Annotated in this window: 19 protein-coding genes, 1 pseudogene and 1 riboswitch; of the genes and pseudogenes, 15 read left to right on the top strand and 5 right to left on the bottom strand. The window is 51.1% G+C overall.

Features of this window, described 5'->3' with window-relative positions; all coding sequences use genetic code 11:
- Window positions 1-34: 34 nt before the first annotated feature.
- The 3 genes from P0X86_RS19795 to P0X86_RS19785 all read right to left on the bottom strand — a co-directional run bounded on the left by P0X86_RS19795 (window position 35) and on the right by P0X86_RS19785 (window position 3,230).
- On the bottom strand, window positions 35-1,138 hold the full coding sequence (locus P0X86_RS19795) for a CobW family GTP-binding protein (protein WP_277746279.1): 1,104 nt from the start codon (window positions 1,136-1,138) through the stop codon (window positions 35-37).
- Window positions 1,135-2,112: a TIGR03943 family putative permease subunit gene (locus P0X86_RS19790; RefSeq protein ID WP_277746278.1), complete on the bottom strand. Its 978-nt coding sequence runs from the start codon at window positions 2,110-2,112 to the stop codon at window positions 1,135-1,137. Before P0X86_RS19790 ends, P0X86_RS19795 begins: the two co-directional genes overlap by 4 nt.
- Before the next feature lie 107 nt (window positions 2,113-2,219).
- Window positions 2,220-3,230 carry a permease gene (locus tag P0X86_RS19785; RefSeq protein ID WP_096774325.1) on the bottom strand — a complete coding sequence of 337 codons (1,011 nt, stop codon included), beginning with the start codon at window positions 3,228-3,230 and terminating at the stop codon, window positions 2,220-2,222.
- A gap of 154 nt (window positions 3,231-3,384) precedes the next feature.
- Window positions 3,385-3,464, top strand: a riboswitch (ZMP/ZTP riboswitch).
- A gap of 66 nt (window positions 3,465-3,530) precedes the next feature.
- On the opposite strand from P0X86_RS19785, the gene P0X86_RS19780 reads away from it, so the two are divergent.
- From P0X86_RS19780 to P0X86_RS19730, 11 genes and pseudogenes are all read left to right on the top strand, one after another.
- Window positions 3,531-4,379 carry a bifunctional 5,10-methylenetetrahydrofolate dehydrogenase/5,10-methenyltetrahydrofolate cyclohydrolase gene (locus P0X86_RS19780; RefSeq protein WP_277746277.1) on the top strand — a complete coding sequence of 283 codons (849 nt, stop codon included), beginning with the start codon at window positions 3,531-3,533 and terminating at the stop codon, window positions 4,377-4,379.
- 297 nt (window positions 4,380-4,676) lie between these two features.
- Window positions 4,677-5,669: a LacI family DNA-binding transcriptional regulator gene (locus P0X86_RS19775; protein WP_277746276.1), complete on the top strand. Its 993-nt coding sequence runs from the start codon at window positions 4,677-4,679 to the stop codon at window positions 5,667-5,669.
- Between the two features lie 171 nt (window positions 5,670-5,840).
- Window positions 5,841-7,343, top strand: a complete 1,503-nt coding sequence (locus tag P0X86_RS19770; RefSeq protein WP_096774322.1) for a glycoside hydrolase family 32 protein — start codon at window positions 5,841-5,843, stop codon at window positions 7,341-7,343.
- Window positions 7,340-8,761 (top strand): sucrose-specific PTS transporter subunit IIBC, encoded by a 1,422-nt coding sequence (locus P0X86_RS19765; RefSeq protein ID WP_009592374.1) that lies wholly within the window; start codon window positions 7,340-7,342, stop codon window positions 8,759-8,761. Before P0X86_RS19770 ends, P0X86_RS19765 begins: the two co-directional genes overlap by 4 nt.
- A gap of 249 nt (window positions 8,762-9,010) precedes the next feature.
- A pseudogene (locus P0X86_RS19760) lies at window positions 9,011-9,810 on the top strand (Cof-type HAD-IIB family hydrolase).
- Between the two features lie 188 nt (window positions 9,811-9,998).
- Entirely contained in the window at window positions 9,999-10,433 is a 435-nt protein-coding gene (locus P0X86_RS19755; protein ID WP_192571417.1) for a MarR family winged helix-turn-helix transcriptional regulator, read from the top strand.
- Between the two features lie 119 nt (window positions 10,434-10,552).
- Window positions 10,553-11,590, top strand: a complete 1,038-nt coding sequence (locus tag P0X86_RS19750) for an NADH:flavin oxidoreductase/NADH oxidase (protein WP_096774318.1) — start codon at window positions 10,553-10,555, stop codon at window positions 11,588-11,590.
- 298 nt (window positions 11,591-11,888) lie between these two features.
- Window positions 11,889-12,233 carry a PadR family transcriptional regulator gene (locus P0X86_RS19745; RefSeq protein ID WP_096774317.1) on the top strand — a complete coding sequence of 115 codons (345 nt, stop codon included), beginning with the start codon at window positions 11,889-11,891 and terminating at the stop codon, window positions 12,231-12,233.
- Window positions 12,234-12,237: 4 nt separating this feature from the next.
- Complete coding sequence (locus P0X86_RS19740) at window positions 12,238-13,254, top strand: hypothetical protein (protein WP_277746275.1); 1,017 nt, start codon at window positions 12,238-12,240, stop codon at window positions 13,252-13,254.
- 272 nt (window positions 13,255-13,526) lie between these two features.
- Complete coding sequence (locus tag P0X86_RS19735) at window positions 13,527-14,003, top strand: hypothetical protein (RefSeq protein WP_213579075.1); 477 nt, start codon at window positions 13,527-13,529, stop codon at window positions 14,001-14,003.
- 216 nt (window positions 14,004-14,219) lie between these two features.
- Window positions 14,220-15,077: a M23 family metallopeptidase gene (locus tag P0X86_RS19730; RefSeq protein WP_277746274.1), complete on the top strand. Its 858-nt coding sequence runs from the start codon at window positions 14,220-14,222 to the stop codon at window positions 15,075-15,077.
- 93 nt (window positions 15,078-15,170) lie between these two features.
- Here the strand turns inward: P0X86_RS19730 and P0X86_RS19725 are convergent, their stop codons facing one another.
- A complete protein-coding gene (locus P0X86_RS19725) occupies window positions 15,171-16,220 on the bottom strand; it encodes a glycine-rich domain-containing protein (RefSeq protein ID WP_277746273.1) in 1,050 nt (349 codons plus the stop codon).
- A 238-nt stretch (window positions 16,221-16,458) separates the two neighbouring features.
- Here P0X86_RS19725 and P0X86_RS19720 point away from each other — a divergent pair, with 238 nt between their 5' ends.
- The 3 genes from P0X86_RS19720 (at window position 16,459) to P0X86_RS19710 (ending at window position 17,719) form a co-directional block, all read left to right on the top strand.
- Complete coding sequence (locus P0X86_RS19720; RefSeq protein ID WP_096774312.1) at window positions 16,459-16,662, top strand: hypothetical protein; 204 nt, start codon at window positions 16,459-16,461, stop codon at window positions 16,660-16,662.
- A gap of 28 nt (window positions 16,663-16,690) precedes the next feature.
- Window positions 16,691-16,966, top strand: a complete 276-nt coding sequence (locus P0X86_RS19715; protein WP_096774311.1) for a hypothetical protein — start codon at window positions 16,691-16,693, stop codon at window positions 16,964-16,966.
- 126 nt (window positions 16,967-17,092) lie between these two features.
- A complete protein-coding gene (locus P0X86_RS19710) occupies window positions 17,093-17,719 on the top strand; it encodes a DedA family protein (protein WP_096774310.1) in 627 nt (208 codons plus the stop codon).
- Between the two features lie 26 nt (window positions 17,720-17,745).
- Here P0X86_RS19710 and P0X86_RS19705 read toward each other — a convergent pair whose 3' ends face one another.
- On the bottom strand, window positions 17,746-17,967 hold the full coding sequence (locus P0X86_RS19705) for a hypothetical protein (RefSeq protein WP_096774309.1): 222 nt from the start codon (window positions 17,965-17,967) through the stop codon (window positions 17,746-17,748).
- A gap of 244 nt (window positions 17,968-18,211) precedes the next feature.
- Here P0X86_RS19705 and P0X86_RS19700 point away from each other — a divergent pair, with 244 nt between their 5' ends.
- Complete coding sequence (locus P0X86_RS19700; RefSeq protein ID WP_277746272.1) at window positions 18,212-21,070, top strand: Na+/H+ antiporter subunit A; 2,859 nt, start codon at window positions 18,212-18,214, stop codon at window positions 21,068-21,070.
- The last annotated feature ends 2 nt before the right edge of the window (window positions 21,071-21,072 follow it).

The raw sequence follows: 21,072 nt of genomic DNA, 5'->3' as shown, positions 1-21,072 counted from the left end.
ATCTTTTTTTCATATCCCTGCATGCATTCGAATGTCACTGCACCACGCCGCTGAGCAAGTCCTCCCACTGCTGGACAATGCGCGTTTTATCCAGGCGATGGCCGATTAACGTAAGATAGCCCCGCTGCAGCTTCAGCGTGCTGGGCTCGATGGCAAGCTGTGAACCTGCCCACTGAACCAGGGAGGGACCCGTGGGGAGCTGAATATATCCTTTGGCCCGTAGCAGGCCGGAACCGCGTGCAGCGAGAAAGGTTTCGATGAGGCTGATCTCAAGCGGGAAAGGGGTCGGGGCAGATAGAGTCAAGGTATCCAGGCCGGTATAGGAATGGCTGCCATGCCCGGCCTCTTCTCCGTGACCATGGCGATGCTCATTGTGAATGAAAGCTCCTTCATGGTTGCGGTGCCCCAGCTTGCTCCGATCTTCTTCGCTGGTCCATTCGCTGCCTTGCAGGCGTTCCGCAGGACTCCCTTGCCGGTTGGAAGAATGAGATGAATGGCTATGATTCTCCGTTGGCTCTAGCTGAAGGGCCGCAAACATTTCATGCTCATCCAAACGGCTGTAGTCGGTTACGGACAGGCTTGCCGTCGTATTGATTTTTCTAATGGAGGTAATGACTTTATGGATCTGTTTCTCTTCGCATTCTCCCGCCTTGTTCAGGATGATCCGGTCCGCGAAGCTGATTTGTCCCCGCAGGGTACGGACCAGCTCGCGACTGGATGCAAAGAAGCTGTTATACTCGAGGAATTTGCTGCAGTCGGCCAAGGCGATTTTGCCACGGATCGATATTCGATCAGCCAATGACAGATCCTGCAAATCCTCAAGAATCTGTTCAGGATTCGCCACTCCGGTCGTCTCGATGAAGACGAGATCGGGCTTCCGATCTAACAGGCTTTTCAGGGCTTGCCCCAGCTCGTCTCGTTTGGTGCAGCAGATGCAGCCGTCAAGCAGCTTCTCGATCGGAAGATCAGGCATTTCACCGGATAGGATATCGCCATCCACGTCCTGTTCGCCCATCTCATTCATCAGGACGGCGGTTCTCCATTGCCGATTGGCGGCATACGCCAGCAGCCTGAGGAGCAGCGTGGTTTTGCCGCTCCCCAAAAATCCGCTAATCAGCACGACGGGTATCTTGTTCATTTATTGATTACCTCCTTGGTCTCGATATCATTCGAATACAGTTCATCAAACTCTGCGACAGAGTCGGGATTCGTGAAAATGTAAGGGGATGACGGCTGCTCGATCGGCTGAATCCGTTCCGCTTGAATCTGCAGCGTTTCCATACCGTCCGAGGTGGTGACCTGGATCGTGCCATCGATCTGAACCCACGCGTCATTCGCGAATGACGAAGCATTCGCGGCGCGCACCATGACCCCGAACGGGACGGCGTCTGCCGTGCAGCACATCACGAGGAAGCGGCTGACGGCGAAGGCGTCTTCGTTCATATGTCCATCGCGGAAAACAAATCCTTGGACGGTGATGGCCTTTCCTTGAAAATGCTGTTTGTACATATCCATGGCCCCAACGGTCTCCGAGAAAATGTCCGGCTCCACTCGGATGACGGGTAAGGTATATAAGCGCTTGGCCAGCTCCGCGAATTCCACGCTGTAGATGTCTTTGGGAACAAAACGCTCGTTCAGTGCGATGTCCTCCGCTGCCGCCAGGTCATCATTCGTTCCATGCTTCTCCATGCCCGATGCGGCGGGAGCATTCCGCTCCTCGGCTTTACGGCGAACATCGGGGTTCGGATAGGTGTAGATCATGCCTTTTTTGGCCGCCATATCGCTGCCGAGGGCTTGGTCCGGCAGGAGCAGGCCGAACAGCAGCGGCACCGTGAATAACCCGTAAACCGATATGTTTTTGATCAGTCCGCTGGGCAGGGGGTGCTCGCAATCGCACACCTCGCCGGAAGCTCCCGCAATGGCGTGCCACAGCATGCCGAAAGCTATGAACAACAGCGGCACCGGACAGAGCAGAAGCAGGGTCTGCATATGGGGAGCCAAGTAATAGTCCAGCGAATTTGATGCGTTCAGATGCATGATATAGGCGGCCAGAGCTGCGATAAGCAGCGATCGCAGTATATAGTGGCTTCGCAGGCTCAGACGGGGCTTCACGTCCCGAACACCTCCAATCTCAAGTGGATATCCGAAGGCATAACAGCCTGAAGGTGCCGTTATTCCAACCGTTTTCGTGTATTGCCACTCCAGTTTGTTTACTACACCTAACCGCCGAATAGCGCGTTGACGGCTACAGAGCCGATAAAGACAAGCGTAATCACCAGCAGGCTTAAGCCGATCACGAATTTGGTCTTGAAGGTAGCCGACAGCATGAGCAGGCTTTTGAAATCCAGCATCGGGCCGAGAACCAGGAAGGAAACCAGCGGGCCGACGGTAAAGGTGTGCGTGAATGCCGATGCCACGAAGGCGTCCGAAGTTGAGCAGAGGGACAGGATGAAGGCAAAGCCCATCATGAACAGATAGGAGGCGGCAGGACCGTTCCCCAGAGCCAGCAGCTCCTCCCTCGGAATGAAGGATTGGATGCAGGCCGTCAGGAATGCGCCCAGGACTAAATATTTGCACATCTCGATCAGCTCGTCTCCGGCGTGGACAAACATGCTTCTCCAGGTTTTGGGATGCTCATGCAACAAACGTTCCCCCTTGCTGGAGCCCTGTTCGGCGAACTCTTGAAAGGAACGCTTCAAGGGGCTGCTTCTTGAAAAAACATAAACGAGCAAACCCGTCGTCACCGCGACTGCAAAAGCCAGTCCCATTCGTCCGATCGTCACTTCGGGATGCGAACGGAAGGCCATGATCGTTGATGCGAATACAATGGGATTCAGAATAGGACCGCTGAGGATAAAGGTGACGGCGATATAGGCGGGCATCCCCTTCAGCATCAACCTGCGAACGACCGGGATCATCCCGCATTCGCAGATGGGAAACAGGATGCCGAGCATGGAAGCGAACAGGACGCCAACCATCGGATTCTTCGGCGTGAGACGCCGCACCCATTGCTCTTTTACGAACAACTGCAAAAGGGACGACAGCAGCACTCCAAGCAAAATGAAAGGAAGTGCCTCAAGGAAGATGCCCGTGAAGACGGTTTTAACCTGCTGCAGGTCTTGGCTGGGTATGGGGTTTAAGTCCTTCTGCAGCCATATCGTCAAGACCGGAATCACGAACACAAGCGGCAGTATAAAGGGCAGCATTTTGAAGATCGCCGGATATCTCATCAAGGCCTCCTGGAACGAATTGTTCTTAGGACATTCTATGCTTGTACCATCGGCAACATACGTGATTTCAGGCAACAAATCAAAAACTTTACGATTAAAGGGCGGCCGCATAGCCGGTGGCGCGAAGTCCAAAGTCGTGATATATTAAAAAAAGTTATCCATGTGTTACTGGCGTAGCTTGGGTTACCAAGAGGGAGCACATGGGATCATATGCCGTACGCCTGGGCAAGAGGTAAGGAGACGTTCGAGTCGCCTTGCCTCTTTATGTTTTTTAATACAATGGCGAAGGAGCGGATTAGCATGAGTAAGGAACCCGTAATTTTGGATGGAAAAAAAGTATCCGATGATATCAAGGCCAAGCTGGCGGTGAAGGTACAGGAATTGAAACAGCAAGGGGTAACCCCCTGTCTGGCAACGATTCTGGTTGGCGATGATCCTGCTTCGGCGACCTATGTGCGGATGAAGGGAAATGCGTGCGAGCGGCTTGGCATCATATCCAAAAAAGTAGTGCTGGAGACATCGACAACGACGGAGGAGCTGATCGCCGCGATTCAAGCACTGAACGAGGATCCGAACGTCCACGGTATTCTGCTTCAGCACCCGGTACCGCACCATATCGATGAGCGGGCGGCTTTTGATGCCATCGACATGAAAAAAGACGTGGATGGAGTAACCACGCTCGGGTTCTCGCAAAATGCGTTTGGTTTCGCCGATTACCCGTCATGTACGCCGGCGGCGATTATCGCGATTATGGACTATTACAGCCTGCCGATCGAAGGGAAGCATGCGGTGGTGGTCGGACGCAGTCCGATTTTGGGCAAGCCGGTATCGATGATGCTGCTCAATCGCAACGCCACGGTTACGATCTGCCATTCGAGAACGAAGAACCTTGGGGAGATTGTGTCCCAAGCGGATATTGTGGTTGCGGCCGTAGGCAAGCCTAATTTCATTCAAGGGGACTGGATCAAGCCGGGTGCCGTCGTGTTGGACGCCGGTTACAATAAAGGGAATATCGGGGACTGCGATTACGAAGCCTGCGCCAAGGTGGCTTCCGCAATCACGCCGGTACCGGCGGGCGTCGGCCCCGTGACGATAGCGACATTGCTGAAGCATACCGTCGAATCGGCCGAGCGAACCGTCCAAGCTTAAGGGAATGCACTTGACTACTTGCATGTGAAGCAAGGCTGCACCCATGAATCATCCCCTTCGAATCCTTCATTTCATGTCAGAGCCTGGAACATAGAAGCCAATATGGACCATGCAATGCTAGGCTTGGAGCCCGCATTTCACGGACCCCTGGACGTCATGGTATAGTTAGGAATAAGAGAAATACGAAGGGGAGAGATTCATGTTTATACGAATCATGGCCTGTTGTGCGGGACAACAAGGAGCTCCAGAGAATGATCCGTTCGATGCAGCGCTGCTAACGGCTCCGGAGATCTTGGCATGAAGAACACGATCGCCGATATTGCCCACAAAGCCGGAGTTGCCAAAAGCACGGTCTCCCGTTTCTTGAACGGAGGATCCGTCAGTCATGCGACACGCCGCAAGATTGAGCAGGTTATTCAGGAAACCGGCTATATCCCGAATTCTTTTGCGCAAAGCCTGAAAGCGAAAAAAACGAGCATGATCGGCACCATTATGCCGCGTCTGGACTCCTTCTCCGCATCGCAGACTGTCGCCGGCATGGACGAAGAATTAAGAAAACACGGATATCAGCTACTGATCATCAACGCAAGCCAGGATTTATCCAGGGAGATCGAAGCGCTGTATGATCTCGCCAGACAAAAAATATCAGGCATTATTCTGTTCGCCACGCAGGTTACGGAAACCCATCTTGCCGCGATTCAAGAGATCGGCATTCCGGTCATTCTGCTCGGACAACAGCACGACCATGTCCACAGCATGATCTATAACGATTATGCCGCAGGTTATGACATGGGCCGGTACGTGCTGTCGATGGGACATCGTCAAATTGCCTATATCGGGGTGACGGAAAAGGACGTAGCCGTCGGAGTCAAGCGGAAGGAAGGGTTCCTCAAAGCGGTAAGCGAGTATGAAGAGGCGGAAGCGGTTCTCTATGAGAGTGGATTCAAGATGTCGGATGGTGTGAAGACGGCATGCTCCATGTTTGAGCTTCACCGAACGCTGCCAACGGCCGTGGTCTGCGCCACGGACAACATTGCGCTAGGCGTGATGAAAGCTGCGAACATGAAAGGCATCTCTATTCCCGACCAACTTTCCGTGACCGGATTTGGCGGATACGACGTAACCGAGGTGATTCATCCCGGGTTAACAACGGTGAAATATGGATATTTCCAAGCGGGCCACCTCGCGGCACAGCATATTATGAAGCTGGTCAACGACGAGCCGGTGGATTTCCTGACGATCATGAATTGCGAGATGATTCATCGGGAAAGCGTTGACAATCTGAATTAGGTATTTTATACTTCAAATAACGGAACCGGTTCCAATCCGAGTGTTTGCTTGGTATTGGAACTGAGTTCATTATTTTTACCTTTGATTGGAACCGGTTCCACCACAGTAGCGTGCACGCGTTAGCATGATCTGTTTGATTTTTCAGCAAGCCCATTTATAAGGAGAAGAGATATGGACAGAGAACTGAAATACCGACGCCTGGATCAGGCTTCTCCCGAAGAGCTTTCCTCCATTAGGAAGAAAGTGCGATTAAGCGAATGGAGGCAAAAATTTCACGTGCAGCCCATCATGGGCCTGATGAATGATCCCAATGGATTTTCTTATTACAACGGAGAGTATCACTTGTTTTACCAATGGTTTCCTCTGGGTACGTTTCACGGCTTGAAATACTGGTACCATACTTCCTCGAAAGATCTGGTGTTTTGGCAGAACCAAGGCATCGCAATTGAACCCGGTCACCCGCATGATGCATATGGCGCTTATTCGGGCAGCGGTATCGTGAAAGATGGCAAACTATGCCTCATGTATACCGGGAATGCCCGGGATGAGGAATGGAACAGGCAATCTTATCAATGCATGGCTGTGATGGACCGCGACGGATCCATCACGAAGCTCGATAAGCCGCTGATCGACCATGTGCCGGACGGATACACCGAACACTTCCGAGATCCGAAAGTATGGCAAGACAAAGACAAGTACCGGTTCGTCATCGGTGCCCAAAGGGTTAACCAGACAGGTGCGGCTGTCGTTTATGAATCCTCGGATCTATTGGTTTGGGAATTCAAGGGGGAGATACAAACCCGGCTTCAGCATTTCGGCTATATGTGGGAATGCCCCGACTATTTTGAACTGGATGGCCAGGGCGTGCTTCTGTTTTCCCCGCAAGGGCTGCTTCCGGAGGACGACCATTTTCGAAACATTTATCAATCCGGCTATATTTCAGGCAAGCCGCTCAATAGGAATACGCTGGAGTTTGATCACGGTCCCTTTTGCGAGCTGGACAGAGGTTTTGATTTCTACGCGCCGCAGACCATGCTGGATGAGAAAGACCGGCGCATCATGGTGGGCTGGATGGGTTTGCCGGATATCGGGTATCCCACCGATTCGCATGGCTGGGCCCATTGTTTGACGCTTCCGCGTATGCTTACGTTCCGTGAAGGCAGGCTGATTCAACAGCCGGTTCCCGAGCTTCAAGCGCTCCGCGATCATGCCGCTCAGGCAGTGGATACGCTTCACAGCGAAGTGAAGAGTTACGAGGGGGTTCAAGGAACCGCATTCGAAATGATATGCGAGTTCCAAGCCATCGAGGCGGACGTCGTTGGCATTGAATTTCGGGCTGGCGAAGGGGAACGAACCGTTATTCGATATGAATCCGGCCAACGGAAGGTTACGCTGGATCGCTCTTCTTCGGGTGCAACGATTGTCAGTGATTACGGAGCGGAACGATCCTGTATGCTGCCAACCGAAAGAAATTCGATCAAATTTCATCTGTTCGTGGACATTTCTTCGGTCGAGCTGTTCATCAACGATGGCGAAGAGGTGTTTACAAGCAGAATTTTTCCGAAGTGGAACAGCCGTAACATTCGATTTTTCGTACAGAACGGCAGTGCCGGCTTGAAGGTCGAGAAATGGGATCTGACCGAAGCCGTAAAAGATAAAGAAGGGGCTGAATGAACATGGCAGCGGATAATCGGGAAATCGCAAGGCAGGTAGTGGAAGCCATTGGCGGCAGGGAGAACATCGCTTCCTTTGCCCATTGTGCCACCAGGCTGAGAATCATGGTTCATGATCAGAAGAAAATTGACCAGAAGAAGGTCGAGCAGATCGACAAGGTCAAAGGAGCCTTTTTCAACTCCGGGCAATACCAGATCATTTTCGGAACAGGAACCGTCAATCAGATTTTTGAAGCGGTCGAATCCCTTGGAATGGAGAGCACAAGCAAGGAAGAACTGAAATCTCAGGCGAAAAAGTCGGGGAATCCGTTTCAGCGGGCGATTCGTACATTCGGTGACGTGTTTGTGCCGATTATCCCGGTATTGGTCGCCACTGGCTTGTTCATGGGATTACGGGGGCTGCTGACCCAGGATACCGTGCTTGCCTGGTTCGGTGCGACACCGGATGATATCTCGGCTAATTTCCTGCTCTTCACCCAGGTACTGACGGATACGGCTTTCGCTTTCTTGCCCGCCTTGGTGGCTTGGTCCGCGTTCAGGGTGTTCGGAGGCAGCCCCGTGCTGGGTATCGTCTTGGGATTGATGCTGGTTAACCCGGCTCTTCCCAACGCGTACAGCGTGGCGAACGGCTCGGCTGAGGCACTCATGATCTTTGATTTCATTCCGGTTGTCGGGTATCAGGGCTCGGTCCTGCCGGCATTCTTCATTGGACTGCTGGGCGCGAAATTCGAGAGATTTTTGCGAAAACGCATTCCTGACGCCATTGATCTGATCGTTACCCCGTTTCTGACCTTGCTCGTTATGATAACCCTCGGCCTGTTTGCGATCGGCCCCGTGTTCCACTCCCTGGAAGAAGTGGTTCTGAACGCGACGACGTTCTTGCTGGAGCTGCCGTTCGGTATCGCGGGTCTGGTCATCGGTTTCTTTAACCAGATCATTGTGGTCACCGGGGTGCATCATATTTTCAACTTCCTGGAGATCCAACTCCTTGAGAAGACAGGGAGCAATCCGTTCAATGCGATCGTGACCAGCGCCATGGCAGCGCAGGGTGCAGCTTGTCTGGCTGTCGGACTCAAGACGAGAAATAAAAAGCTCAAGGCATTATCCCTGCCATCGGCATTCTCCGCCTTGCTGGGAATCTCCGAGCCGGCGATCTTCGGGGTCAACCTCCGTTACGTCAGACCGTTTGTTATCGCCTTGATCGGCGGCGGCGTGGGCGGCTTCATGGCTTCCATCTTTCAGCTTGAGGCCACAGGCATGGCCATTACCGTCATACCGGGCACGCTGTTGTACTTGAACAGCCAGCTTCCTCTTTACATTTTGTGCAACCTGACGGCGATGGCGATTACGTTCGTGCTGACCTGGATGTTCGGATTCAATGATAAGATGCTTGAAGAGGTCCGCTCTGAAGCGAAATAAAGCCATAAGAGAAAGGTCCGCCCTGAACAGGCGGGCCTTTTTTTGGTCCGGATGCTGGTAAATCGTCTGGCTGACCGGCTTTCTTGTTCATTAAAATGGATATCTGAAAAGAGTGCTTCCCTGTATTTTTTGGCGTTAGCTGGACTTGGTCCCAGAGGGCTTGGTAAAATTATGGCTTGCTCTGAAATGCTTTTCATCATTTACAATACAGTTACAAGCTTGAATATACGTAAAGAGAGGCGAGCGTGATTGATGAAGAAGATCCTATTTTTTGATATTGACGGTACGCTGCTGGATCATGAGAAGCAGGTTCCGGCGACAACGAAGGAGTCCATTGCTGACTTAAAGAAGGCCGGCCATATCGTAGCCATTGCTACGGGGCGCGCCCCCTATCATTTTGAGGAGCTGCGGGAAGAGCTCGGCATCGATTCTTATGTTTGCTTGAACGGTCAGTATGTGGTTTATGAAGGCAAACCGATCTACGGTAATCCTCTGGCGGAGGATGCCTTGCAGGAGCTGACGGAACAAGCGGTCCGGCTGGATCATCCGATTATCTATGCCGGCAGCGAAGCGATGAAGATGAACGTAACCGAGCATGTCCATATCGATTCCAGCTGGGGGAGCTGAAACTGACGATCCCGGAATACGATCCGGAATATTACTTGGGCCGCGATATATATCAAGCCATTGTATTCTGTACCGAGGATGAGGAGGCCGATTACGTAAAAAGATTCGAAGGGCGGTTCGATTTCGTGCGCTGGGGCCCCTATGGAATTGACGTGTTACCGGCAGGGGGCTCCAAAGCCGAAGGAATCAAACAATTGATTCAGCTGCTGCGCATCGATCTGGAGGATACCGTCGCGTTTGGCGATTATCTGAATGATCTGGAGATGCTGTCGTACGTGGGCCACGGCGTGGCAATGGGCAATGCGCCGGAGATCGTGAAGCAGGCGGCCAGGCATGTCACCCGCGATGTCGGCCAAGACGGAATACAATACGGACTTCGCATGCTCGGTTTGCTGGGCAAGGAGCCGCAGGAGATTAAGTAACGGGTTTTACGATAAAAAAGCCTGGACAGCGTGTGAGGACTGGCATGAATTTCCGTTCCGTATGCTAACGCCCCATCGCAGGTTTGACGACGGAAACAGGGACTTGCTATTATTAATAACTGACAGTGACCCGCTATATGGTAATACGAACTTTCTGGCGGAAATATACCGGAACAGGTGGAGACCCTATGTCAGCCGATCAAACGCGACAACTCATCACAAGTTGGCTATCCTTGACGCAGATTCATGCATTGATTTCCAACGAGCTGGAACAAAAGCTCCAGCAGAAGCACGATTTATCGCTGAATGAATTTTACGTGCTGTTATTTCTGTCCGAGGCTCCCGGGCAAAAATTAAGGCTTCAGCAGCTGCAAACGATGGTGGGGCTAAGCCAGAGTGCGATGTCGAGACTGGTCAGCCGCTTTGAAGCCAAAGGCTGCGGCGCCATGCAAAGGGCGATTTGCGAGGATGACAGGAGAGGAATCTACACGTCACTGACTCCGATTGGCGAAGAGAAGCTGCAAAAAGCCAAGAACACGGTCCAAGACGTGCTGGAGCAGCAATTCGCAATGCCCAAAATGAAGCATGGTCTGGAAGATGCATTGAAGCATATTCGAGGGTAACTAGTTCGTTTCAACAGCCATTCTTGACGAATGGTCTTTGTTTTGCTAATTTAGATGCATGTGCATGCATTTTGTTTAAAGAGATCAATATCATGAGGATAGAAGGAGCGTGTCTCTGAATGGAACATTTATTCAGTCCATATAAATTGAAATCGTTAGATCTGAAAAACCGGGTGGTTATGCCCCCCATGTGCCAATACTCGGTAACGAACAAAGACGGCATTGCCACCGATTGGCATTATTTGCATTATACAAGCCGGGCAATCGGCGGAGCCGGACTCGTTATCGTTGAGATGACGGATGTGGAACCGGACGGCCGTATTTCCGATTATGATCTTGGGTTATGGTCGGATGAGCAGATTCCCGCTTTGGCCCGCATAGTTGAAGCGATACATCAGCATGGCGCCAAGGCGGCGATTCAGATTGCGCATGCCGGACGCAAAGCGGAGGACGCGGAAACGCCCGTTGCCCCATCGGCTATTCCATTCGATGAGCACTCGAAAACGCCAAGGGCGCTCACAACCGAAGAAGTTAAGCAGATGGTGGAAAAATTCCGCGTGGCTGTACGCCGTGCGGTGAAGGCCGGTTTTGACGCGATTGAATTGCATGGAGCCCACGGCTATCTGATTCATCAATTCCATTCTCCACTGACCAACCGGAGAACGGATGAATACGGCCAGGATCTAACCAAGTTCGGCCAAGAAGTGATTCAAGCCGCAAAAAGCGAAATGCCTGAGGACATGCCGCTAATCATGCGAATCTCGGCTAGAGAATACGTAACGGGCGGTTATGGCATCGAAGAGAGCATCGCATTCTCCAGGATATATCAGGCTGCAGGCGTTGACATGTTCCATGTCAGCGCTGGCGGCGAAGGACCAATCGCGGCGGAAGGAAGACCGGGCACCCACGTCGCCTACCAAGTACCGCTAGCCAGACAGATCAAAGAAGCGCTGCAAGTACCCGTCATTGCCGTGGGCCGTTTGGATGAACCCGCCTTGGCGAATGCGGTAATAGGCAACGAAGACGCTGATCTCGTCGCTGTTGGAAGAGGAATGCTGCGCAATCCGTACTGGGCATTAGAAGCAGCAACGGTGCTTCAGAAGGAGATCGCGATTCCGGCACAATACCAGAACGGTTTTCCCAGAAAATCGAGATAGATAGGCGGCTGAACATATAGCTGCCAACGAACTATGGAGATTGGCTTATCATTCCCAGAAAGTGAACATTATCAGGAACCCGGTTATGGGTGAGCGTATTTAGAGAAGGTTATCTTACGGTCCGTCACGGCTGTGAGATAACCTTTTTTTTGCGTACAAGGAAATGCTTGAATTATGTTAGCCATCAAGCTTGGGAGCCGTTAACATAAGGTTAACTAAAATATTTTTAAAAATTTATTAATTGTTTATTTACATTAGTGTGTGACGTACAGTATAATAATTTCCAGGAGATGATGATATGCCAGAGGATCAGGATATTTTAAACAGTATGGTGCAGGAGCTTCGGCGGGGTACGATCATCCTTGGTGTTCTCAGTCAGTTGTCCGAACCGCAGTATGGATATTCATTGGTGACCATATTGCAGGAGAGGGGGATCAACGTGGAAGCGGGTACGCTTTATCCGTTGCTGCGTCGGCTGGAGAAACAAGGCTTGCTTAACAGCGAGTGGGATACGAATGAAGCCCGGCCCAGAAAATATTACATCATAAGTCAGACAGGCAAGGACATATATCGGCAGCTCTACCATGAATGGAAGGATATGATGACAAGTCTGGAGGGACTTGTGAATGACAAGGGGGACTAAGGTGATGGATCTGATTAACAGGTATATTTATGCGGTGACCCAGAAGCTGCCCGAATCGCAGCGGACGGATATTGAGAAGGAGCTTCAAGGACTCGTCGAAGACATGCTGGAAGACCGGGGAGTCGGCGTAGAGACCGCAAGTTTGGAAGAGGTGGAGCAGGTGCTGCTTGAGCTCGGCCCGCCCGGGGAAATGGCAGCCAGGTACAGAGGAAGGGAAAGGTATCTCATAGGTCCGGGTTTGATTAACAGCTATTGGTCCGTCCTGAAGATCGTACTGTATTCGATAGCCGTTGCTCTTGGCATCGTCTACATCATTGATTTCTTTACAAGCACGGAACCCACTGCCGAGAAGCTGCTGGAATTACTTGTTTCGCTGCTTAGCGTGGGAATCCACGGATTTGCATGGGTTACCGTTATTTTTGCCTTTATCGAATACCGCGGGGCTCGCCAAGTCCCCAATGATCCTTGGAAACCCTCGGAATTGCCTGCAATTCCGGAACCAGCCGCTCGGATTAAACCGATCGAGCCGGTGCTCGGCATCCTGTTTTCCGTGCTGTTCTTCGTCCTGTTCACGTTTTCCATTAACTTGATCGGTGTTCATCGATTCGACGAAAACTCGATCGCCATTCCGGTGTTTGAACAGGCTGCCTTCGCCAAGTATTTGCCGCTGATATGGCTTCTTACCGCCTTCAGCATATTCAATGAAGCCAGGAAATTAATCACAAGAAAGTGGACGCCGCAGATTGCCGTCATGCATGTCATATTTAACGTTGCTTCCGTTATCGTTACGGTGATCCTGTTCTCCGATATGACGATTTGGAATCCGACATTCATGGATCAGCTCGTTCAAGCGGGTTTCGTAACACCGGGGGATGAAGCGTATGAGACCGTAAAATCAATTTGGGATCGATCCAGAGACGGCCTCATTTACGTCATTGTGATCATTACCCTTATTGATACCGTATCTGTCGTGATGAAATGGTTTCGGGGAAAGGAAGGCAATACGGCGTTAACCAAGTAAAGATAAAAGTGTTGAAGCAAAGGGCGTCCCAACGGATCTTGGATCTGGCGGGATGCTCTCTTTTTTTGTTGTCAGGAAACAAACCGTGTATTTATATGGTTGGTTGGACCATGAACGACACGACGCGAAATGGATAAGCATAGGATAAGGAGCGAGGCAAATATTTTTTTGACAAAAATGTGAATGATATGTGTCAAAATTATGTACAATGGTGTTATAATAAGGTAAGAGCTGAATGAAAACCCTTACAGAATGAACGGAGCTGATTAATCATGAAATATGCGATCCATTACTCTACCAGAATGAAAGACGTTATTTTGTTTTCCTTTGTCCTTAGCATTATCCTGTTTCAGGTAGCCACCTTGACCGAATATTCCTATCCTTTCTTCTTCTATATGCAGATGGCCGTGAATGTCGTTGTCGTTGCGGCACTGGCTATTGAAGGTTATGCGAGATTGGTGAAGCGGGAAGTGAATATTCAGGAGAATTCGGAGACGATTTCGATCAACGGCGTAGAGATTCACGCTGAACAGATCCGCGAAATCAAGGTTTCCGGTTGCCATAAAGCCGCTTTTCAAATTAGCCTCAAGGATAAGAGCGTAAATCCGATGTACTGCTGCTTTAAATTTGAAGAGAAGAATTGTGAAGGCATTCGGAGTCTCACGCGTTGGGCCGAGCGAAATCAGGTTTCCGTGCGCAAGGTCGGACCGCAAACCCGTTCCGGCTTGGTACTCACATCTAACCATTAATAGGCTGTATGTATATTAAGAATAGAAGCATCTGAACCTTGACGAATGGGTTCGGGTGCTTCTTTGTTTTAGTTGTAGAGGAAGGCTGTTTTTCCGGGCATCTGTACCTACGGGAACTGAAAGTTTAACCAATGTTAAGTTTCTGTTTCAATGCAGGTTCATTTCGTCAGATATACTATTTATAACATTGGGTTTGAATATTAAGGAGGTTTGAATATGGTAGATGTTTCTAGATTCCTGTTGAATGGGGAACATCGCAAGCTGTACGAGCTGTTCGGAGAGGATTTGCGTTCACTTGCAACGATCGAACAATTTGAAGCGATGGCAGTGGAGTATACGGCAGGAGTAAAAACGTTCCATATCACGTTGGACGACACGCTCAACAAAATCCGATTGATAAACTGGATGGATGATAGCGGGCAAAAAGGCATTCAAGCGATGATCGATGAAACGGGTACCATTGTAGGGCTTATGCTATCGCCTATTGAGAGATTTCCTGAATCGGATGCCAAGCAAACCGTCACGGTTTTCCGAGCTCCGTTTAAGGGGAAATGGTATGTGTTCTGGGGCGGCGAGAATGTTACGGATAATTACCATTACGCAGAGGAAAGCCAGCGGTACGCAATAGACGTCATCAAGACGGAGAACGCCATGTCCTATGAAGGAGATCCAGCCAAGAATGAGAGTTACTTCGCGTTTGGAGAGGAGATTCTTGCTGGTGCCCGCGGGAAGGTGGTGGGTATCGAGAATAACATCAGGGACAATGAGCCTGTGGGTGAGACCAACGAAACAAAGTCCGTCGGCAACTATGTCATCATCGATCATGGACATTCAGAATATAGCCTATATGCACATTTAAAGCAGGGATCGGTATGCGTGAAGGAAGGCTCTGAGGTCGAAGCAGGGGATCTGATAGGTCTATGCGGAAATTCCGGCAACTCAACCGAAGCGCATTTGCATTTTCAAGTGTCGGATCATCCGGATTTGTTTTGGGTTAATACGAAATCTCTTAATATTAACTGGCTTGGCGATATCAAGGTAAGACGAGGCCAAGTTGTATATGGCGGGGTTTGAACGCTGGATATAACAAAAAGCATGGGCCTGAATTCTCAGGTCCATGCTTTTGTTCGATTCATGAATAAGCAAGCAATCTTGTTAAGTTTGTATTTAGCTGCTGCAGCCGCCTCCGCAGCTGCTGCAGGACGAACCGCTGCTGCAAGAGGACCCGCTGCTGCAGGAGGAACCGCCGCCTGATGAACCATCGTTTGACGATCCGTCATGGGAATCCGAGCCGCCTGAGCCGCAAGCCGAAGCATAGGTGCAGGAGGAGCTGCTGTTGTTCTTATGAAGCTCGCGCTCATCCGGGATCATATGATCAGTGAATTGATCCGGTGCATTCCAGGCAAAATAGACGGCCGCTGCCAGGAGCACATCGCTATTCTGAAAGTTGACCCTCTTCTCTTGACGCCCCGGCTCGGTTTGAGCGGTTCTGACCCGATCCTGCAGATCCCGGATCATAGCATCAATGGCCATGCGTGCTGCAGGAATCTTCTCATAGGTCCAGGCATTAAAGCGCTTCTGGCCATGATTCACGGCAAAATGGGGGGAGGTGCAAAGGTCCAGCTCTTCACGCGGCAGCGGGACGCGGAAGAAAGCTCCCCATAGCTTGGCACTGTATTCATGCCAGCCGAATAATTGCACATATACGGTGTCGAACCAGGCGCGTTCATTCGGAATCGGCACTTGTTCGGTACCGGTGTTGGGAGCATGGTGAAGCATCCGGCCAAGAAAGCGGTCTGAGAATTGTTGATATTCGTATGTATACATCAGCATTTCATGCCAGACCTCATCGACGTCCTTGCTGAACATCGGTACGCGGTCCAATACGGCGCACATGATAAAGAAACGTTTAAGCTCCTGCCATCTCCATTCATATTCCTGTTCGGACATGTCCGGATGCTCACTCATCACGCGCTGTTTCAGCATGCTCTGATAAGTATCGGGCAGCGCAGTCTCCAGTCTGCCGACAAGCTCGTTTGCCGGGCTTCCGGCCTTGACGATCGGCGGCAGCTCCGGTATTTTCCCTCGCCGAGGCTTATTTCCCTTAGGGACCAGCTGGCTATTTTGTTTGCGTAACGAGCGTTTAACGAAAAAAGAAATAATCCATACATCCACCACGATGAATACAATGAGCAGTATCCAGGTTGTTGAGTTCATACATGCTCCTCCTGTCTATTTTGGTATGCGGAGGCGGGACTATCATTTCTCTTCATGTGTAAATTATTGCAAATGAATCGCAGGTTGGCAATCGAAATTCTGGATTCGGGCATAGCGGCCATAACTTGAATATAGGGTGTTCTTTATGATACATTCCGTGTGTGCCGGAGAGTTGGTTGATCATGAAGGTCTACGATCATATGGGACGGCAATTATGTTTACTTATAGGAGCATACATATGTTAACAGGTTGGAAACTATCTGTATTAGGTATTATTATTGTAGGCATTACAGGCATTATAGCGTCCGTTACCGGTCTGATCGAGCCTGGCCGTGCCGCCGCACTCTTCGTGGTATTCGTGCTTTTTATCGGGGCGCTGGAGCTGCTGGAACGAATGAAGAGCCGCAGGAAGAAGAGGGGAGACATGCGATCTTCCAAGTGAGAATATGAAGACGGCAAGGAGGGAGCTTGTGGATTGGGTAGCCGTACAGCCGTACTACAAAATCAACCGAATCGTGGACGGCATTGAACAACGAACGGAAGAGCAAGGGCGGGAGATGTTCCTGTACGAGGATCGAATCGTAACCAAATACCGGGAGTTTCCGATCCGGCAGGTGTTTGACCTGTCCTATCGGCCGATGGGAGACGGCGGAGGTTTCTTGTACCTGCATACCCAGCAAGGGGTGTATTCGTACACGGTGAAGGAGGATCCGGGGTCCTTCATTTCGGCATTTAAAAATCTCTGAACGAGCATAATCCCAAACAAACCTGGTCTCAGGTCCAGTTCATATCCTCGTCTACAGCACGTTTGCGAAAGCCGCGTTGTCATATAAGCTGATATATATTCCAGGGACGGATTAGGGGGCCAGGGCGTGGATACGCTATTGAATTTTATTGAACAAATCGGGCATTACGCATTATTCCTCGTATTATGCCTGGGATTGGTCGGGCTTCCCGTGCCGAATGAAGTCGTGGCCATGACTGGCGGAGCGTTGGCGGCATCCGGGATATTATCGCCGGCCCCGTCTTTTATCATGACCTTTCTCGGCGTGTGCTCGGGATCGACGGTCGGTTTCATGCTTAGCCGCTTTACCGCCAGCAAGCTGTTAAACCGCGTAGGGGAAAAGTCGAAGATTCGTCAGTTTCTCGATGTATCCGAACGCTTGACCCGCCAATATGGCAATTATGCCATATGCATTAGCGCCTTTTTGCCCATCCTGCGCAATGTTACTCCGTATGCGGTCGGGATGAAGGGAATGCCGTATCGCCGGTTTGCGATCTACTCGTATACCGCGTCCTTGGTGTGGACCACCGGTTATTTTTCTTTGGGCATGTTTGTAGGCGATCAGGTCGTCGATCATATTGGCGTGCTGATTAACCGGTACGGATATTATGCGGCTGGAATCGTTGCGGCGCTGGCCGTCATCCTGATCATTTCGTGGTGGATGCGAAGAAATAAACGAAGCAAGGAGAATAATGAGATCCAATTTCATGGATAGTCCCACGGATTGGGTTCTGCGATAGCTTAAGGCTGATCCGGCAAGGTCTCGGGTGAATGGCGAATGATTTTCACGTATTCCCGGGGAGAGAACAAGGGGGATCCTCCTTGGGAATGCTGCATGTGATATACGCCGTTTGACGGGTTTTCCTGTAGGTAGGCGGACTGCGTGCGTAGATTCATCACGATGGCCGCCGTCAATATCATGAGAAAGACGAAGGCGCAAACTGCCGCTTTTTTGATCATCATGGGAACCACTCCTTTACATACAGTAATTTCCCGAGAGCCTCCACTTCATTCCCCGACATACCCTTTGACAAAGCTTTGATCTCAAGATATACTGATTTTCAGTGTGATTCGAAAAAATACCATATGGTTTTACCTGGAGGAGCCTGCCAACAGCGGGCTCTTTTTGTGTTTTTTTGGACTTATGCCTAAATTATGGGGAAATACTACTAATGAAGGAAAAATCGGACTATAGGAGGAGTAGACTTTGTCTTTGCTGCACATCGCCGTTTTGGCACCTTTTATCGTAGCGCTTGTGGTTATGCTGACCTACAAGCTCATCGGCCGCGTCCACACCGGATGGGTGGTTTTGCCGGTCCCGATTGCCCTGTTCGCCTATTTTTTGGGAGTTATCCCAACCATTCAGGGAGGTGAACAGCTCCAAGCCGTCCTGGAATGGATTCCAAGCGCGGGAATAAACTTTACCGTTTATTTGGATGGATTAAGCTTGATTTTTGCACTATTAATATCCGGCATTGGTTCACTCGTTGTCCTGTACTCTATCTTTTATATGGATAAAAACAAGGAAGCGGTCCACAGATTCTATGTGTACCTGCTACTGTTCATGGGCGCCATGCTGGGCGTCGTGCTCTCCGATAATTTGATGGTGCTGTACGGCTTCTGGGAACTGACCAGTATCTCGTCCTTCCTGCTGATTGCATTCTGGCATCATCGGGACCGCTCCAGATACGGAGCCTTAAAATCCATGCTCATCACCGTATTCGGCGGACTTGCCATGTTCGCGGGGTTTATCCTGCTTTATGTCATGACGGGCACCTTTAGCGTACGGGAGATCGTCGCCGATGTGGGGAGCATTGCCGGAAATGCGATGTTTATTCCGGCCATGATTCTGATCCTGCTCGGGGCCTTCACCAAGTCCGCGCAGTTTCCGTTCCATATTTGGCTGCCGGATGCGATGGAAGCACCGACTCCGGTAAGTGCTTATCTGCACTCCGCGACCATGGTGAAGGCCGGGATCTATTTGGTGGCCAGGTTTAGTCCGGTGTTTGCCGGGCAGGCATCCTGGTTCTGGATCGTAGCGATAACGGGCTTGACCACGCTGATTTACGCTTCGATCCGCGCGATCAAGCAGACGGATCTAAAAGCGCTGCTGGCATTCTCCACCATCAGCCAATTGGGGCTGATCATGAGCTTGCTCGGTCTGGGCTCCGCCGCCGCTTATTATGGAGGCGGCGTGGACACGCTGCTCTACGCGAAAGCGACGACGGCGGCCATCTTTCATCTGATGAATCATGCCATATTCAAAGGCGCCTTGTTTATGGTCGTCGGCATCGTGGATCATGAGACGGGCACCCGGGATCTGCGGAAGCTCGGCGGGCTGATGTCGCTCATGCCGATTACGTTTACCGTGGCGGTCATAGGGGCGTTTTCCATGGCCGGGCTGCCTCCGTTCAACGGATTCTTGAGTAAAGAGATGTTCTTTACGGCAGTCCTTCAGGCCTCTGACATGAATTTCTGGAATGCAGAGACCTGGGGCATACTGATCCCGGTCGTCGCCTGGATTGCCAGCGTGTTTACGTTCCTGTACAGCATGATCCTGGTCTTCAAAACCTTTACCGGACGCTTCCAGCCTGAAAAGCTGGAGAAGAAGCCGCACGAAGCCCCGCTGGGAATGCTGATTCCACCGGTCATTCTGGCATCGCTCGCCATCGTGTTCGGTTTGTTTCCGAACCTGTTGTCCCAAACGCTCATCGAACCGGCGATGGCCGCGATTCATCCAGGGCTGCTCGGGGCGGAGGATCGTTTTCACGTACACATCGAAATGTGGCACGGCTGGACGACGGAGATTTTCATGACCATCGGCATCATTGTTCTCGGTACCGTGCTGTATAAGCTTCACGGCAGAGCTCGAATATTGAATACATCGCTGATGAAGCGATGGACATGGAACAAACTGTATGACGGGGGATTGCGCGTTCTCGAAAGAGGCGGCGAAGCGCTGACCTCAACCTATATGACAGGCTCTCTCCGTCATTACGTGATGTATATCTTCGTGTTTTTTATAGCCGTTCTTGGCGGGGGGCTTCTGCTGATCGACAATATCGGGTTTGATAGGACCGCTTACGCGCCGATGTCCTTCTATGAGGCCGTCGCCATACTCGGCCTGGTCATTCCGGTCATCGCGCTGCCGTTCGTCCGGACGCGACTGATGGCGATCATATTGACCGGTGCTGCCGGTTACATGGTGACTCTGTTCTTCGTCCTGTTCCGGGCGCCGGATTTGGCGCTGACCCAGATGGTCGTCGAGACGGTATCCGTGATGCTGTTCCTGCTCTGTTTCTATCATTTGCCGAAGCTGAAGCGGGAGAAGGTGCCGATGAGCTTGAAATGGAGAAATCTGCTTATTTCGGCAGGCGTCGGTGCTGTCGTAACCTTGATCGCCCTGGCTGCGAGCAGCGGCAGGACTTTCGACTCCATTGCGGATTACTTCATTCAAGAGAGCTATCGCTCCGCCGGCGGCAAAAATATCGTCAACGTCATTCTGGTGGATTTCCGCGGCTTTGATACCCTGCTTGAAATTACGGTTCTGGGCATTGCATCCCTTGGAATTTATGCCTTGATCAAAATCGATTTGGGAGAAGGGATTCTGGGAGAGCGGGATCGTTATGAAGGGGCATATCTGCCCGACAGCAATGATGTCATTCTTCGAACCGTATCCAAGGTGGTTATCTTTATCGTGGTAACCTTCTCCTGGTTCCTGTTCAACTCGGGACACCATGAGCCGGGCGGCGGATTTATCGGAGGACTGATGACCTCTGCGGCACTGGTTCTGTTATCCATGGCTTTCGGCATGGATATGACCCGCAAGATCGTGCCTTTCGAGTTCCGAAAGGTTACGGCGGCGGGACTTGCCATCGCCCTGCTTACAGGGATCGGCTCCTTTGCTTTTAACGCACCGTTCTTAAGTCATTCCTTCGGTTATTTCAACCTGCCGCTGCTCGGGAAAACGGAGCTGGCTACTGCGGTTCTCTTCGACCTCGGCGTTTATTTGGCCGTAGTCGGCGTGACGATGACCATCATCAATTCGATCGGGAGGGATAACTGACC

The sequence above is a fragment of the Paenibacillus sp. BR1-192 genome, from assembly GCF_029542445.1.
Classification (GTDB): domain Bacteria; phylum Bacillota; class Bacilli; order Paenibacillales; family Paenibacillaceae; genus Paenibacillus_AQ; species Paenibacillus_AQ lautus_A.
The sequence above is the reverse complement of the archived record's forward strand: the minus strand, read 5'-3'. Positions and strand labels throughout refer to the sequence as shown.

What these genes read in the sequence shown, in the direction of transcription:
- P0X86_RS19795 (WP_277746279.1), bottom strand. Translation starts at nt 1,138, where the DNA reads ATGAACAAGATACCCGTCGTGCTGATTAGCGGATTTTTGGGGAGCGGC.
- P0X86_RS19785 (WP_096774325.1), bottom strand. Translation starts at nt 3,230, where the DNA reads ATGAGATATCCGGCGATCTTCAAAATGCTGCCCTTTATACTGCCGCTT.
- P0X86_RS19780 (WP_277746277.1), top strand. Translation starts at nt 3,531, where the DNA reads ATGAGTAAGGAACCCGTAATTTTGGATGGAAAAAAAGTATCCGATGAT.
- P0X86_RS19775 (WP_277746276.1), top strand. Translation starts at nt 4,677, where the DNA reads ATGAAGAACACGATCGCCGATATTGCCCACAAAGCCGGAGTTGCCAAA.
- P0X86_RS19770 (WP_096774322.1), top strand. Translation starts at nt 5,841, where the DNA reads ATGGACAGAGAACTGAAATACCGACGCCTGGATCAGGCTTCTCCCGAA.
- P0X86_RS19765 (WP_009592374.1), top strand. Translation starts at nt 7,340, where the DNA reads ATGAACATGGCAGCGGATAATCGGGAAATCGCAAGGCAGGTAGTGGAA.
- P0X86_RS19755 (WP_192571417.1), top strand. Translation starts at nt 9,999, where the DNA reads ATGTCAGCCGATCAAACGCGACAACTCATCACAAGTTGGCTATCCTTG.
- P0X86_RS19750 (WP_096774318.1), top strand. Translation starts at nt 10,553, where the DNA reads ATGGAACATTTATTCAGTCCATATAAATTGAAATCGTTAGATCTGAAA.
- P0X86_RS19745 (WP_096774317.1), top strand. Translation starts at nt 11,889, where the DNA reads ATGCCAGAGGATCAGGATATTTTAAACAGTATGGTGCAGGAGCTTCGG.
- P0X86_RS19740 (WP_277746275.1), top strand. Translation starts at nt 12,238, where the DNA reads ATGGATCTGATTAACAGGTATATTTATGCGGTGACCCAGAAGCTGCCC.
- P0X86_RS19735 (WP_213579075.1), top strand. Translation starts at nt 13,527, where the DNA reads ATGAAATATGCGATCCATTACTCTACCAGAATGAAAGACGTTATTTTG.
- P0X86_RS19730 (WP_277746274.1), top strand. Translation starts at nt 14,220, where the DNA reads ATGGTAGATGTTTCTAGATTCCTGTTGAATGGGGAACATCGCAAGCTG.
- P0X86_RS19725 (WP_277746273.1), bottom strand. Translation starts at nt 16,220, where the DNA reads ATGAACTCAACAACCTGGATACTGCTCATTGTATTCATCGTGGTGGAT.
- P0X86_RS19720 (WP_096774312.1), top strand. Translation starts at nt 16,459, where the DNA reads ATGTTAACAGGTTGGAAACTATCTGTATTAGGTATTATTATTGTAGGC.
- P0X86_RS19705 (WP_096774309.1), bottom strand. Translation starts at nt 17,967, where the DNA reads ATGATGATCAAAAAAGCGGCAGTTTGCGCCTTCGTCTTTCTCATGATA.